Origin of the sequence: Siphonobacter curvatus, assembly GCF_002943425.1 — a bacterium.
GTDB classification, from domain to species: Bacteria; Bacteroidota; Bacteroidia; order Cytophagales; family Spirosomataceae; genus Siphonobacter; species Siphonobacter curvatus.
The window spans coordinates 54,828-70,444 of sequence record NZ_PTRA01000004.1; the positions used below are offsets into that span (position 1 = coordinate 54,828).

Annotated in this window: 10 protein-coding genes; all 10 read left to right on the forward strand. The window is 52.3% G+C overall.

Features of this window, described 5'->3' with window-relative positions; translation table 11 throughout:
• The first annotated feature begins 121 nt into the window (after positions 1 to 121).
• The 10 genes from C5O19_RS18945 (at position 122) to C5O19_RS18990 (ending at position 15,470) form a co-directional block, all read left to right on the forward strand.
• Positions 122 to 667 (forward strand): RNA polymerase sigma-70 factor, encoded by a 546-nt coding sequence (locus tag C5O19_RS18945; protein ID WP_262509734.1) that lies wholly within the window; start codon positions 122 to 124, stop codon positions 665 to 667.
• 162 nt (positions 668 to 829) lie between these two features.
• Entirely contained in the window at positions 830 to 1,822 is a 993-nt protein-coding gene (locus C5O19_RS18950) for a FecR family protein (RefSeq protein ID WP_104714966.1), read from the forward strand.
• A gap of 96 nt (positions 1,823 to 1,918) precedes the next feature.
• Positions 1,919 to 5,461, forward strand: a complete 3,543-nt coding sequence (locus C5O19_RS18955) for a SusC/RagA family TonB-linked outer membrane protein (protein ID WP_104714967.1) — start codon at positions 1,919 to 1,921, stop codon at positions 5,459 to 5,461.
• Positions 5,462 to 5,472: 11 nt separating this feature from the next.
• Positions 5,473 to 7,164, forward strand: a complete 1,692-nt coding sequence (locus C5O19_RS18960) for a RagB/SusD family nutrient uptake outer membrane protein (RefSeq protein ID WP_104714968.1) — start codon at positions 5,473 to 5,475, stop codon at positions 7,162 to 7,164.
• Positions 7,165 to 7,177: 13 nt separating this feature from the next.
• Positions 7,178 to 7,552, forward strand: a complete 375-nt coding sequence (locus tag C5O19_RS18965; RefSeq protein WP_094817047.1) for a hypothetical protein — start codon at positions 7,178 to 7,180, stop codon at positions 7,550 to 7,552.
• 6 nt (positions 7,553 to 7,558) lie between these two features.
• Positions 7,559 to 9,124 carry an ADP-ribosylglycohydrolase family protein gene (locus tag C5O19_RS18970; protein ID WP_207766461.1) on the forward strand — a complete coding sequence of 522 codons (1,566 nt, stop codon included), beginning with the start codon at positions 7,559 to 7,561 and terminating at the stop codon, positions 9,122 to 9,124.
• A 49-nt stretch (positions 9,125 to 9,173) separates the two neighbouring features.
• The gene (locus C5O19_RS18975; RefSeq protein ID WP_207766463.1) at positions 9,174 to 10,229 is read left to right on the forward strand and encodes a metallophosphoesterase; all 1,056 of its coding nucleotides are present in this window, start codon (positions 9,174 to 9,176) and stop codon (positions 10,227 to 10,229) included.
• A 20-nt stretch (positions 10,230 to 10,249) separates the two neighbouring features.
• Positions 10,250 to 12,910: a PQQ-dependent sugar dehydrogenase gene (locus C5O19_RS18980; protein ID WP_243406447.1), complete on the forward strand. Its 2,661-nt coding sequence runs from the start codon at positions 10,250 to 10,252 to the stop codon at positions 12,908 to 12,910.
• Between the two features lie 447 nt (positions 12,911 to 13,357).
• Positions 13,358 to 14,323 (forward strand): Gfo/Idh/MocA family protein, encoded by a 966-nt coding sequence (locus tag C5O19_RS18985; RefSeq protein ID WP_104714969.1) that lies wholly within the window; start codon positions 13,358 to 13,360, stop codon positions 14,321 to 14,323.
• Positions 14,324 to 14,450: 127 nt separating this feature from the next.
• Entirely contained in the window at positions 14,451 to 15,470 is a 1,020-nt protein-coding gene (locus C5O19_RS18990; RefSeq protein WP_104714970.1) for a glycerophosphodiester phosphodiesterase, read from the forward strand.
• The last annotated feature ends 147 nt before the right edge of the window (positions 15,471 to 15,617 follow it).

Here is a 15,617-nt window from a genome sequence, read left to right on the forward strand (position 1 = left end):
AATAACGCCCAAGCCGTGTAATTCTGGCAAGGGAATTTTATATTGCCAGCTTAATTGATAAACTACTGATCCTCTGCTTATTCAGATTCAATCCCCCCATACCGATGAATCGCTGATCGCCCTGCTCAAGCAGGACGATCGTTCTGCTTTTGAGGTCTTGTACCGAAAATACTGGCGTCGGCTCTATGATTCCGCGTACCGGCGGGTACAAACCCGGGAGGATTGCGAGGAAATTGTGCAGGAATTGTTCCTGGACCTCTGGTCCAAGCGCCAGCACCTGGAAATTACGACTTCGCTGGAAGTGTACCTGTTTACCGCCCTTCGCTACCGGATTTATAACTACATCCGTTCCCTGCTGACGAAAAAAGCCCACTTGGATTACGTGCTACAGCGGGGCGACCACGAGGCGAACCTTGTAGAAGATCAGCTATATTACGAAGAACTGCAACGAGCCCTCGACGCTGGCGTGGCCCAGCTCCCCGAAAAATACCGGCGGGTGTACGAACTAAGTCGGCAGGAGCATTACACCTACCGGGAAATTGCCCAGCTCCTGGAACTCCCAATCGACACGGTCGAAAAACAGATGGCTAAAGCTCTGAAACTACTGCGTCTTCACCTGAAAGAGCATCTGTTTATGCTTTTGCTGGCCGCTAATCTGCTGGCCTGATCGGGAACTTACTTTTTTGTAGTAGAAATTTCTTCTGATAATCAGGATACTGAAAAATAATTTAAAATTTTTTGCTTCGCTTTTGGCGGAAGTTTTCGACTTGTGTGACTTACCGAATAGAAAGCCTACGCAGGGAATCCGCTGGCTTACGTAACCAACCGCATGACTCAGGAACGACTTAATTTTCTCTTACAGCAAGTACAAACGGGGCAGGCCACGCCAGCCGAGCGTACCGAACTCGACGTTTGGTACGCTCAGTTTGAGAACCGCCCCTCGCTGACCGACCAGCTGGATACGCAGGCCCGGCAGGCTCTGGAAGAGAAAATGCTGAATCAGATACAAAGTCGCCTCGACCCAGCCGAACCGGAAGAAGAAACGACCGTCGTGCCCTTGCGTCGAAGCTGGCGACGGATGGCCGCTGGCGTAGTAGCCGTTCTCGCTCTGGCTACGCTTTGGTTATACGTAAGTCGGAATGCTCCAGGCACGCCCGAATCTATGGTACCGATGCTGGTACAGAAAACGGGTTACGGACAGACGCGTACGTTTACCTTGCCCGATGGTTCGGAAGTAACGCTGAACGGGAATTCGAGTCTCTCGTATCCGCAGCAATGGACGGGAAATCGGGAGGTACAACTCACGGGCGAAGCGTATTTTAAGGTAGTCCATACCAAAGACCATCGCCGCTTTAGCGTCGTAACGGCTGATAACTTCCGGGTGAACGTACTCGGGACGCAGTTTACCGTCAGCCGCCGGAAGGCCAAAACGCGGGTAGTATTGAATGAAGGCAAAGTACAGTGTCTAATCAACGAAAAAGCTCAAGCCGATTCCATTATACTGAAACCCGGCCAACTGGTAGAATTTGCCCGTATCCCTGAAAATTACACCCTGAAACAAGTAGACGCCTCGCTGTATTCAGCCTGGAAAGATCACAAACTTATTCTGCGAAATACGTCCTTAAAAGAACTCACCGAAGTACTCGAAGACACCTACGGCTATCGTGTCAACGTAGAAAAGGCATCGCTGCTCGACCGTCGTATGTCGGGTTCGCTGCCCACCAATGATGTAAACGTATTATTAGAAGGCATCGCCGAAGCCTGCAAAGTCAGCATTCGTCAGGAGGAAGGCCGCATCTACCTCACGGATCAGTCCCGATAAATCATCCATTTAGCATTCGTACGCGTTCGGATATCCCTCCCAGGACATCCCCAGGAATTCTATGTCTTGATTGGTACCACACTAATTCATGTTTCGATGAAAAAACGTATTACATTTTTGTATGGACTGCCCGCCTTCATGTACCTCTGCGGCCCACCGGGTGTACAGGCTCAGGAAATCGTTCGGGCGGGTCAGGAACAGGTTCGGGAAGCATCGGCGAGCGGCCAGAGTTTGGAGCATCGCTTGCAGGAAGTGGAAAAGCAGTACAAAGTTTCGATTTTGTACAACCCTGAACTGGTCAGTAAAAAACGGGTGAAGGATTTTCGGAAATATACTTCCCTCGAACAAACCCTGGAACAGTTGCTGAAACCGTATGGCCTGACTTTTAAAAAGGTAAGCGACTCGTTTTACATCGTTTCGGAAGAGAAAAAATCTAATACTTCGGCCGTCAACCTCTTGCCGAACAAGTTCGTTCCGCTTGAGAATCTGACGAATCTTTCGCGGTCCGAACGCATTTCGGCGACCTCCCTGACCATGCCCATGATGGCTGCGTTGACCGTTCAGGGAAAAGTAAGCGACGCGACCACGGGCGAGCCGCTGCCGGGCGTCAACGTTGTGGTGAAAAATACCTCGCAGGGCGTAACGACCAATCGGAGCGGTGAGTATTCGCTGCCCAATGTTCCCGAAAATGCCGTCCTGGTTTTTTCTTCGATCGGGTATCAGGCCCAGGAAATGGCCGTACAGAACCGATCCCAAATAAACATCTCCTTAACCTCTTCCTCGCAGGAACTCGATCAGGTCGTGGTCGTCGGCTACTCCCAGCAGCGGCGTTCCACCCTGACGGGCTCTGTCGCTCAGATTGGAGCCGATCAGTTGAAGCAGGCTCCCCCGCTAAATGTTTCGAACGTATTGGCGGGCCGCTTACCAGGGGTCATCGTTACGCAACCCTACGGTCAGCCCGGAGCCGACAACGCCACCATCAACGTACGCGGCATCAGCACCACGGGTAGCAATGCTCCGCTGGTCATTGTGGATGGTATTGAACGTCCCTTCACTGCCCTGGATCCGAATGAAATTGAAACCGTCAGCGTATTGAAGGATGCTTCGGCGGCAGCTGTTTACGGAGCTCGGGCCGCCAACGGGGTCATTCTGATTACTACGAAACGCGGTAAAACGGGTAAGCCGACGATTACCTACGAAACCAATTTCTCCCAAAATACCAATACCCGATTCCCCAAATTCTTGAACGGGCCGGATTACATGCGGTGGTATAAACGGGCTGAAGAACTGGATAATCAGTACCTCGTTTCGCAGGGAAAAACGCCCTTTGCTCTGACGTATACCGACGAAGAAATTGCGTCTTTGGCAAACGGTACCAATCAGTCGGAGTTTCTCGGCAATACGGATTGGGTGGGTATGCTGACCAATAATACGAGCGTCAGCCAGTACCACAACGTCTCCGTCAATGGCGGTACGGATCGCGTTCGGTACTTCACGACGCTGGGGTACTGGAACCAGAACGGGGTCATCAAGAACACTAATTACAAACGCTATAACGTCCGGACTAATATCGACGCCGATGTCAACGATTTCATCTCCACACGGCTGGACCTGACTGTTCGGATGGAAGATCGGATGAATCCGGCTCTTGCACCCACGGATCAGAACTATCAAAACCCATTCATTCTGGCTCAGCGGATGCAGCCGAACCTGCCGATGTTCAATCCCGCGGGTTTACCCGTCGGTGGTAATACCGATGCGGGCGTTGGAAACCCCATCGTCGCCGTGAATGACATTGGCAACCGGAATGCCGAGGCTACTACCTTCAACGGTAACTTATCGATGAACGTAAAAATTCCCGGTGTACAGGGACTTCAGGCTCGTTTGCTGGTGAGTTACGACAAGACAATTACGGAAGTAAAAACCTTCGTGGAACCAGCGATGCTGGCCGTGCGGAACCGTAACGCCAACGGCTGGCTCTGGACGCCCGCCCGGATGAGTGCCTACAACGTCAATAACCTCATTCAGGATTACTCCCACAGCTATCGGACGACTTTTCAACCTTCCATCCTTTATGACCGAACCTTCGGTAAAAATGCCTTCAACGGTCTGTTACTCTATGAATATTCGGGATGGGGTACCAACGGTTTCGGGGCTCAGGCCCGGAACTTCCCCATCACCGATCTGCTGGATATCAATTTTGGTAGTAAGGCCGCCGAGGATCTGCGGGCCGCTACCGGCAGCAGCACGCAGTACAAACGGGGTGGTTACGTTGGTCGGGTCAACTACACTTACGACGACAAGTATCTCTTTGAAGTAGCCGCTCGCTACGATGCCTCGGTTAACTTCCCGGAGAGTACCCGCTGGGGCTTTTTCCCTTCGGCATCGCTGGGCTGGGTGTTGAGTAAGGAGAATTTCTGGCAACCGCTGAATACCCCGATCAACTTTTTCAAAGTCCGGCTTTCGGCGGGTAAACTCGGAAATGACTATCTGTCCTCAGCCTTTCCGTACTTGAATTCCTTCCAGCTTCGTACGACGCCTACGGTGGCCATCGGTAATCAGGTGGTTTCAACCTTGTACAATACGGCTCCGGCCAACCCGACCATCACTTGGGAAGAAGCCACCATGTACAATGGCGGTGTAGAACTGGGACTTTGGAATAGCAATCTGAGTCTGGAACTGGATTACTTCTATAAGGTAACCTCTAACATTTTGACAGGTCAGAGCGGCATTTTTGCTCCTTCCGTGGGCGGAAACTTTGCTTCAGCGGTGAACGCTGGAAAAGTGGATAACCGGGGCGTAGATTTACAACTGGCCTACAGCAAGAAGCACAACAAGCTTTCCTACAAAATCATTGGAAACTTCACCTACGCTCATAACCGCGTCCTGCGGATCAATGAATCCGTGAACGCTCCGGCAGCTCAGCGGCGGGTAGGGCATCCCGTAAATACGAAGTTTGGATTTGTGGTGGATGGACTCTATCAAACGCAGGAAGAAGTGGATCGCGGACCAAGTTTTCCCTACGGTCCGGGTGCTCCGGGCTACGTGAAGTACGTGGATTTGAACGGCGACGGCAAAATCTCGTTCGAGCAGGACGTGACCCGCATCGGTCGCAGCAACACGCCCGAGATTATGTACGGTCTGAATTTGCAGGCGGGATACGGCCCCTTCGATTTCTCCGCCCTGCTGCAGGGAGCGGCTCGCTCCAACGTGATTCTGGCGGGCGTGTACAACAGCGGCGTACAGGGCAACACAGTCTATACGCAGACGTTTGCGGGTAATGGAAACAGTCCGTACTTTCTGGTGGAAGACTCCTGGCGACCGGATAATCCCAACGCCAAGTACCCACGGTTAACCGCTAACAAAGCGGGACTGACCAACCAGAACGGGTATCAGAACTCCTTCTTCGTGCGGGACGGTAGTTACCTGCGGCTTAAATCCTTGCAGATTGGCTATTCCCTGCCGAAAGATTTCCTGAGTCGACTGAAAATTCAGCAGTGGCGATTCTACGCGGCAGGATCCAACCTGTTGACCTTCGACAAAATCAAATACGCCGATCCGGAAACGCCCAGCGTCGTACAGGCCGGGTTCTATCCCCAGCAACGCGTGTTTTCCATCGGAACCAACATCACCTTTTAAGACGGAAGCTCATGAAATCAAGACTCATCGTAGTAGCCAGCGTATGTAGCCTGCTGCTCGGACTGCTTCAGTCCTGTAAACTCGACGTCACGCCGCGGGATCGCTATACCGACGTGACGGTCTGGGCCAACGAAAACAACGCCAAGCTGTACCTGCTGGACCAGTATTCCGTGCTCGGTGATTTTGCCTTTGGCACCATGCCCCTGGGCTACGCCAACAATACCGATGCTCTGACCGATTTGATTAAAAACACGTCCATTTCCAGTGGCAACGGTACGGCGAATATGGTGGCCTTTAACCCGGCGAGTATTACGGCAGCGAACCCGACTTTTTCGTATTGGGGAACGGGCTACACCCGGATTTTCGCCATCAACAATTTTCTGAACGGTACTGATCAGTATCAAACTTTCAGCGATTCCACGACTCGTAACGTGTACCACGCCGAAGCTCGTTTCCTGCGGGCCTACGTGTACTTCTGGCTGGTCAAACTGCACGGCAGCGTGATTTTGCTGGAAAAACCAGTAACGGATAATAACAATCCGCGGTCGTCGGAAGATGAATGCTGGAACTTCATTGCCCGCGATCTGGCTTTTGCCGCCCAGTATTTACCCGAAACCCGAGCCACGGCCGACCTGGGCCGGGCCACCAAAGGGGCGGCGTATGCTATGCTGGCCCGTACCTGGCTTTACGCAGCTTCGGTGGCAGAATATGACAAAAAACAGTACAACAGCGACCCGCTGACGGGCGTACCCACGGCTAAAGCTCCGCAATACTACCGCAATGCAGCAGCGGCGGCTCAAGCCGTGGTGGATTTGGAAGCCAAAGGCGTGTACCAACTTTTGCCGCAGTTTACCAGTGTGTTCAGTACCAAAAATAACAAGGAACTCATTTGGGGTTTCAACTACATCCGGCCTTCGCTGACCAACACATTTGATCGGGATTACGCCCCACCGGCGGATGTTCCGGCGTACGGAGCAAAGGGTGTACCTACTGCCGAACTTTCCGATGCCTTTGAAATGGCCGATGGCCGCAGCTTCTCCTGGACCAATCCCGCCATGGCAGCGAGTCCGTACCGGGGACGGGAGCCGCGTTTCTACGGAACGATCCTCTACCACGGCGGAAGCTGGAAAGGTCGTACGCTCAACATCGCTACGGGTACGGATGCGTACATCGATTACGGTTCAGTGGCCGATCCGAAACGAACGGTTACGGGCTATTATCTCCGAAAATACGTGGACTCTACCAACGTAGATCCCATCCGAAACGCGGGCGAGCAACAGTCGATTGAACTTCGTTACGCGGAAGTTTTACTGATTCACGCGGAAGCACTGGCCAAAACGGGACAGTACGCCAAAGCCAAAGAAATGCTGGATAAGGTACGCAAGCGGGCGGGTCTGCCCGGCGTAACCGCTGCCAGCGAAGCCGACCTGATGGCGGCAGTGGAACACGAGCGGATCGTGGAGCTGGCGTTTGAAGGCCACCGCTACTGGGATCTCAGACGCTGGCGGAAGGCTCATATCGTACTGAATAACCAACGGGTACACGGACATCGCCCGATCCTTCAGGCCGATGGAAGTGTCCGCTACGAAGTGGTAGACAGTGACAAGCAAGACCGCTTCTTCGCGGCTAACACGTACTATATCCCGCTGCCCGCGGCTGAAATTGTTAACAACCCGGCACTGTCCCAAATTCAGGGCTGGTAAACTCCTAAGTTGTATGAGATCGATCTTCGCTTTGGCAGCTTTAACGCTACTCGCCGCCTGCGACTCACCGGACGTGAAACCCCGCAACGACGATAATACCCTGACGGCCGTGTGGGTGAATGTGCCCGGAGCCGACGAAAACAGTGCTCGCTACAACGGCGTGTTCAATGCCGCTGGCGATACGGTACGGGTCACGGTGCCGCAAAAAACGGCTACCGGACTGGCGATCAATTTACAGGAACTGAAGCTTCGCGGCTCCATTCCATCGGACGCTGAGGCCCGGCCCGCCATGGGCCTGATGAATATGAGCCAGCCCTTTAAAATCGATATTATTTCGGGACGGCAGAATGTCCGTTCGTACTGGATCGTAGTAACGCAAAGTAAATAGAAAGGCATGACGAAAAAGGGCTGTTACTGGCTAATTGGGCTATGGATGTTATGCGTACGGGTGGAGGGACAACCCTCCCTCCCCCGTACAAATACCGGAAAAGTGACCATAACCCGGGAAACGCTGCTGGATAAAATTAAAGGAGGCTGGGCCGGACAAACCATTGGCGTAACCTTCGGCTGGCCGACGGAATTTGTGCACCTGGGCACCTTTATTCCGGATGGACAAACCATCCCCTGGAGTGAGGATTACGTTCGAAAAGCCATGCAAACTTTTCCGGGTCTGTATGATGACATTTACATGGATTTAACCTTTGTCTCGGTTTTCCAGCGATGTGGTCTTATGGCTCCGGTTGATTCCTTTGCCCAGGCGTATGCCCGGGCGGGGTACGACCTCTGGCACGCCAACCAGGCGGGTCGGTACAACATTCTCCAGGGAATCAAGGCTCCCCAGTCGGGTCATTACCTGAATAATCCCCATGCCGATGATATTGACTTTCAGATTGAGGCCGATTTTGCGGGTCTGATGACGCCGGGTATGCCCACCGTGGCGGCTGAGATCACGGATAAAATCGGTCACATCATGAATTCGGGTGATGGCTGGTACGGTGGAGTTTACGTAGCAACGATGTACTCGCTGGCTTTTGTAAGTACCGATGTAAACTACGTCGTGCGGGAGGCCTTGAAGGCCATTCCGCAACAGAGTAAATTCTATCAGTGTATCAACGACGTTATCGGCTGGCACCGTCAGTATCCCAACGACTGGAAGAAAACCTGGTTCGAGCTTCAGCGAAAATGGGTGGAAGAAGTGGGCTGTCCGGATGGGGTTTTTCAACCCCTGAACATTGATGCAAAAGTCAATGCGGCCTACGTCGTGCTGGGTTTGCTGTACGGCAATGGCGATTTTACCCAAACGCTGGAAATTACGACGCGGACCGGTCAGGATTCGGACTGTAACCCCTCCACCGCCGCGGGCATTCTGGGGACGATGATTGGGTATCAAAACATTCCGGCGTACTGGCTGAACCCGCTTAAAAAAGCCGAAGATCTGCCTTTTTCGTACACCTCCCTTTCTCTAAACGCGGTATACGAGCTGAGTTACGCCCAGGCTCTGGAAACGATTCGGCTGCATCAGGGCAGGGTAGGGGAGAAGAATGTCGAAATTCAGACGACCCGTCCTGTACCCGTTCGGTTGGAAGAGAATTTCAAAGGCCATTACCCCGTCGAGAAAAAGCCCTTGTTTCAGTCTTTCGGCGATTCCCTGCGTTTTACGACACCAGAGGCCATCGGACTGGTCATTCGGGGTCATGTTCGGAAAAAACAGAGCGATGCTCCAACGCATCTGCTTCGGGCCGCCTTGTACATCGATGGAGCAAAAGTCGAAGAAGCGAATTTTCCGACCCAGCCCAGCCAGCGTCGTACCGAGTTGTTCTGGCGGTATCATCTTCCGAAAGGTGCCCACGTTATTACCATTAAAATTCTGAATCCGCACCCGGCGTATGAGCTGGTGGCGGGCGACTACCTCTACTACACCGATCAACCCGTACGCGGATACCGTTCGAAAAGTCATTAGTATCTGCTTTATTATATACATTGATTAACCTCTAAACCAACGTATTATCTTGCTGAAACGACTCGTATTGCTGCTCCTGCTTCCCTGGACGGCCGGGGCTCAGGTTCCGGTCTTGAGTGATCCCAATTCCTGGAGTATGATTTTGCTGCCGGATCCTCAGAACTACGTTAAATTTTCGCAGAATCAGCCCATCCTGGATCTCATGACGAGCTGGATCAAAGAAAATGCCACTCGATTGAATACGCGGCTAGTGCTGTGTACGGGCGATTTAGTGGACCAGAACCTGAACGCTCATCCGGACGGTACGCACGGCAACCAGACCAGTACTCAGCAGTGGCAGGCGGTGTCGCGGAGCTTCGAAAAGCTGGACGGTACCTTGCCCTATATCCTGGCCACGGGCAATCATGATTACGGCATGAAAAACTCGGAAAACCGGTATAGTCAGTTCAATTCCTACTTTCCCGCCGAGCGAAACGCCCAAACGGCAGCCTTACTGCTTGAAATGGCACCCAACGAAAGTGGCGTACCTACGCTGGAAAATGCCTGTTATGAATTTACACCCCCGGCGGGCCCCAAGCTTTTGATTTTTTCGCTTGAATTTCTGCCCCGTACCGAAATCGTAGCCTGGGCGAAAAAGCTGGCGGGTCAGGCCCGCTTTGCCAGCCATCGGGGCGTGGTACTGACGCATAGCTTCCTGCGTTCGATGCTGAAAAAGAACGAGCGAATTGATACCGAACCGTATCCGCTGAGCCGCCCGACGTACGGTCAGCAACTTTGGGAGCAACTGCTGGCTCCATCCCGAAACCTTCAATTTTTAATCTGTGGGCACGTCGCCGATTCCGAAGGTCACGAAGGCCATGTTGGATACCGCGAAGACCCGAATGCTGCCGGTAAAAAAGTAGCACAGATGCTTTTTAATGCCCAGCGGGAAGGTGGTGGCTGGCACGGCAACGGCGGCGATGGCTGGCTCCGGATTCTGGAGTTTCTGCCGGATGGAAAAACCATTCAGGTGCATACGTTTTCGCCCCTGCTGGCGGCCTCACCCCTGACCCGGCACCTGGCCTGGCGAACGGAATCCTTTGATTCGTTTCGCATTGCGTTTTGATCACACCAATAGAAGGACGAATGACGTATTTTAAGCTTAGTTTAGTGGTAGCAGTACTCGGAGCGTTGGCGATGGTTCCGCGTCAACAGCCGCATTCCGTGGCGGCGTATCAACCCACGCCGCCGGATAGTAGTCGTTTCACCCACATGACCCTGGCCGAAGGTTTTGACGAACCCATGCAGATGGCCATTTTACCCAATCTGAATGTACTGGTGGTAGAACGAAAAGGAGCCGTGCGACTGTACGATGCTCAGGAACGGCAGCTCAAGACAATTGCTCATTTCAATGTGTTCAGTGGGATTGAAGATGGACTGCTCGGGGTAGCCGCCGACCCGAAATTCAGTACCAATCACTGGGTTTATTTTTACTACGGACTGGGCGGCGAACGGAACGTAAGTCAACTGGTTCGGTATGAACTGCAGGGCGAAAAACTGATAGAAACCAGTAAAAAAGTTTTGCTCGAAGTACCTACCCAACGGACCTACTGCTGCCATTCGGCGGGGTATCTGACCTTTGGTTCGGATGGTTTGCTGTACCTCTCCATCGGTGATAATACGAATGCGGAAGAAATCGAAGGACACAATCCTACCGATGAACGACCCGGTCGGCAGCTAGCCGATGGTCAGGGAACTTCGGCGAATAGCAATGATTTACGGGGCAAGATTCTTCGGATCAAACCCGAAGCCGACGGTACCTACACCATTCCCGAGGGCAACCTCTTTCCCAAAGACGGCTCGAAAGGGCGGCCCGAAATTTACGTGATGGGTTGCCGAAATCCCTTCCGCGTTTCGGTCGATCCCAAAAATAGCTTTGTCTACTGGGGCGATGTCGGTCCGGATACGCAAGTACCCGCCCAGGAAGGGACGATGAGTTACGATGAAATCAATCAGGCTCGGAAACCCGGTTTTTTCGGTTATCCGTATTTTCTGGGAAACAACGAAGCCTTTCCCAAATACGACTTCGCTACCAAAAAGGAAGGCCCCAAGCAGGACCCGGCTCATCCGATGAATCTTTCCCCCAACAATACGGGCGTGAAAGAATTACCACCCGCTCAACCAGCCATGATCTGGTACGGGAAAGGTCCATCTAAACGCTGGCCCTTGGTCGGCAAAGGCGGAGCCAGTGCCATGGCGGGTCCGGTGTACTACAGCGATTTGTACCCAAACGCTCCCTACAAACTACCCGCGTACTACAACGGTAAATTGTTCATTTACGAATGGATTCGGCACTGGATTATGGCGGTGACGCTGGACGAACAGGGGAACTACGTGAAGATGGAGCCTTTCCTACCCCAACTCAATGTCGTGGCTCCCATGGATATGCAAATGGCCCGGGACGGATCCATTTACCTGCTGGCGTACGGTACCAACTGGTTCGCCAAAAACACGGATGCCGGGTTGATTCGGGTGGAATACGCGGAAGGTAACCGTAAACCCATTGCCGCCATTCAGGTGGATAAACGCTACGGAGGATTACCGCTTACGGTTCATCTGTCGGCAGCTGCGTCGAAAGATTACGATCCCGCCGATACGCTGAGCTTTCGCTGGAAAATAGGAACCGTCCTGAAAAAAGGACGCGAGCTGACTCATACGTTCACTAAACCAGGACTGTATCAGGTGACGCTCACGGCGACCGATCCGCACGGAGCCCAGGGCTTTTCGACGGTAGCCATCAAAGTAGGCAACACGCCGCCCGAGGTGCGTATCGATACGAAAGCCAATCGTACGTTTTATTGGGATAAGACAACGCTTGACTATGAAGTGAAGGTACGGGATGTGGAAGATCAGAAAATCGACCCTTCCCGCGTGAGCGTAGCCTTTCATTACCTGACTTTCGGCAAGGATCTGGCAAGTGTACTGTCGGCGGGCGAATCACCCCAGTTCGCGGCTACGCAAAAGCTATACAACTCACTCGATTGTAAAGCCTGCCACGCCCTCGACACCAAATCCATTGGTCCCAGTCTGAACGACATTTCGAAACGGTACCACGGTAAAACCCATGTGAAAGAAACGTTGTCCCAAAAGATTATCAAGGGCGGCAGCGGCAACTGGGGGACGTATCCCATGCCGCCGCATCCCAACCTGAGTACGCCGGAAGCGGACGAACTGGTTGGGTATATCCTCTCGCTGGCGGAGCAAAAACCTCGCTTACCGTTGAAAGGAAATCTGTCTTTGAACCAACATCCGGGCAAAGGAAAAGAAGGGGCGTATGTATTACGAGCTTCGTACACGGACCGTGGAGCCCGGGGTATTGAACCGCTGGAAGCCAGTGCACAACTCGTCTTACGCGATCCACTCATTCAGCTCGAAGATTACCACGAAGGAAACGTAGGCGTGACGCCTGCCACCTTACAAACGAACTTCGTCTCCTATATTCGCAGCATTTCGGAAGGTAAGTACGTCCGCTTTAACCAGCTCGACCTCCAGCACGTCAAACGCATTCGCTTCCGCGTACAGCCCGATGGCCCCGGTGGAAGCATTGAAATTCGACTCGATAGCCGTACGGGTCCGGTCGTAGGTACGGTAGAAATTCCCGCCGGAAAGCAAAGCAGCTGGCAGGAATTCACGGCTCCGATTCAGGCCAAACCGGGGCTACACGACTGGTACATCGTCTTCCGAAATCCCAAAGCAGGCTGGGTCAATCTGTTTAATGTGGATTGGATGGTGGTGGAGAAGGAATAGATTGGTTGGGTTCTATAGTGGTTTTATCGTTGGGTATTTGGTCAGTTTAATAGTCAGGTCTTTCGACCCGCGAGCACGGCTGGACATTTAGTCCGTATGCATTCCATGCGGGGCATCCCATGCCGGCACGCCCACCGCTGACTTTCTCTTGCTCGAGGCCACCGCATTGCCGAGGGAGCCATCCCATGGTGGCCATTCCATGGTGGGAACAATGCGGTGGGCTTGAGCTAAGCTAGGCAGTTACGGAGAGGTCCAGCCTGGAAGGCTCATGGGCTACCGAACAGCCCTATCTGAAGTGCCAAACTAGGTATAGGTGAACGCTCTATAAGAGGAAGCCTTTAAAAGTTTATAAGTAGTCCATGTGAGGCTTACAAGCTACTAGTTAGTCTTACCAACCGGACTTAAACGCATTCTGTTTGAAGTAGCCTAAGAATAGATCCTATTTCTATGAAAGAACTTTCACGTCGCAAATTTTTGCAAACTACTGCGGTTACGGGCTTGGGTTTGTGTCTGGCTCCTGCCAGCTGGGCAACGCCGCCCGAGACGCGTCGGATTGGTATCATCGGACTGGATACTTCCCATAGTCAGGTGTTTACTAAACTCATTAATGCCGGTAATTCGGGTGGATTTCAGGTGGTTGCGGCGTATCCGCAGGGTAGTAAAGACATCCCTTCGGCCCTGAAAATGAAGCCAGACGTCATCGACGCGGTACAGAAGATGGGAGTTGAAATCGTTGATTCGATTGAGGCTCTGCTAAAAAAAGTCGATTACGTATTGTTGGAAACTAACGACGGTCGCCCACACCTCGAACAGGCCTTACCCGTACTTAAAGCCCAGAAACCCGTATTCATTGATAAACCCATCGCGGCCAGTCTGGCCGATGCCCAGGCCATTTTCAAAGCCGCCCGTCAGTACCAGACCCCCGTCTTTTCTTCCTCAGCCCTGCGGTACGATGCAAACGTACAAAAGGTGGTGGATGGATCGATTGGAAAGGTACTGGGAGCCGATGTATATACACCCGCCGAGATCGATAAAAATCACCTGGATCTGGCTTGGTACGCCATTCACGGCGTCGAAATGCTGTTTACCGTCATGGGGCCGGGTTGTGTATCCGTTAGCCGGACGTATGAAAAAGATGCTGATCTGGTGACGGGCGTCTGGAAGGACGGTCGCATTGGTACCGTACGCGGCATCCGGGCGGGAGCCACTTCCATTGCCGGTACGGCTTTCGGGGAAAAGGGCATCGCTCCGCTGGGACCCTTTGCAACGTATCAGCCCTTAGTTGATCAGATTCTGAAATTTTTCGAGACTCGCCAGCCGCCCGTTTCTGCTGAGCAAACCCTTGAAATCTTTGCTTTTATGCACGCGGCCGACCAGAGTCGCAAACAGCAGGGCAAACGCATTACGCTTTGAAAAGTCAGACGTATACCGCTACTTTGCGACGTTTTACCAATATGAAGCATGGATTTGAAGCGGGCGACCCTCGGGGTTTGGCTCTTTTCGTGTCCATGCTTTCTTATTTTATCCTTGTTTTACAACCATGAACAAACGAATTGTACTAGCGGGAATTTTAAGCGTGCTGTCGCTATCTGGAATGGCTCAGGATTTACTGTTGACTCAATATACGTACAAGGAAGGAAACCCAACGGTAGGGAAAATTTCAGCTCTGAATACGTCTCTCTCGAAAATCAAACTGAGCGGCCCTCAGGCCAAATATTTCGGGGTGAACGAAAAACAGGAATTGTATTTCAAAAAAAAGCCGGACTCGCGGACGAGCTACGAAGTAAAAATCGAAGCCCAAAAACCCAGCGGAAAGCTCAGCCAAAGTTTCCAAATTATTAAGGATGAGTTTCATCCCAATGGCGTAATTGCTCACCGGGGAGCCTGGAAACACACGGAAGCGGCTCAGAACTCTATCGCCTCACTACAGGGAGCGATAAAGCTCGGTTGTTACGGTAGCGAATTCGACGTGCACATGTCCGCCGATTCGGTACTGTTCATCAACCACGATCCGCAGATTCAAGGCGTGGAAATCGAAAAAGCCAATGCTACCCAGCTCTCGACTATTCAACTGAAAAACGGCGAGAAATTACCTACGCTGGAGCAGTACCTCAGCGAAGGGATGAAGCAGAAGGGTACCAAGCTAATTCTGGAAATCAAGACCTCGATTTTAGGTAAAGAACGTTCGCTGGCTTTGACGGAAAAAGTGGTGAAGATGGTACGCGATCTGAAAGCTCAGGCCTGGGTGGAGTACATCGCTTTTGACTACGACGTTTGCAAGAAAGTAGTCGCCCTGGACCCTTACGCCAAAGTAGCCTACCTAATGGGCAATCAAACGCCCGAGCAGCTGGCCGCCGACAAACTTACGGGACTGGATTACCACTTCAAAATCATGCAGAGTAAGGAAAATTACTTTGACGAAGCGAAGCAGAAGCATTTGACGGTGAACGTCTGGACCGTAAACGATCCTGAACTCATGAAATGGCTGATGGATAAAAAAGCCGACTTCATTACCACGGATGAACCCGAACAGCTATTGTCGCTCAAAAAGCAGCAATAGATAAGCGTAGCTTACGACCTTTTCAAAGGGAACCCCTCCAGGATTGACTTTTCAATTCCGGAGGGGTTCCCTGTATACAGCCGTCCGTATGACCACGGTAGGTTTTTAATACCCATAGATTTTTTCAATAAAGCCCTAAGGTTTCAA

Coding starts and splice junctions, on each gene's coding strand:
- C5O19_RS18960 (WP_104714968.1), top strand. CDS start 5,473: ATGAAATCAAGACTCATCGTAGTAGCCAGCGTATGTAGCCTGCTGCTC.
- C5O19_RS18985 (WP_104714969.1), top strand. CDS start 13,358: ATGAAAGAACTTTCACGTCGCAAATTTTTGCAAACTACTGCGGTTACG.
- C5O19_RS18990 (WP_104714970.1), top strand. CDS start 14,451: ATGAACAAACGAATTGTACTAGCGGGAATTTTAAGCGTGCTGTCGCTA.
- C5O19_RS18955 (WP_104714967.1), top strand. CDS start 1,919: ATGAAAAAACGTATTACATTTTTGTATGGACTGCCCGCCTTCATGTAC.
- C5O19_RS18965 (WP_094817047.1), top strand. CDS start 7,178: ATGAGATCGATCTTCGCTTTGGCAGCTTTAACGCTACTCGCCGCCTGC.
- C5O19_RS18970 (WP_207766461.1), top strand. CDS start 7,559: ATGACGAAAAAGGGCTGTTACTGGCTAATTGGGCTATGGATGTTATGC.
- C5O19_RS18980 (WP_243406447.1), top strand. CDS start 10,250: ATGACGTATTTTAAGCTTAGTTTAGTGGTAGCAGTACTCGGAGCGTTG.
- C5O19_RS18950 (WP_104714966.1), top strand. CDS start 830: ATGACTCAGGAACGACTTAATTTTCTCTTACAGCAAGTACAAACGGGG.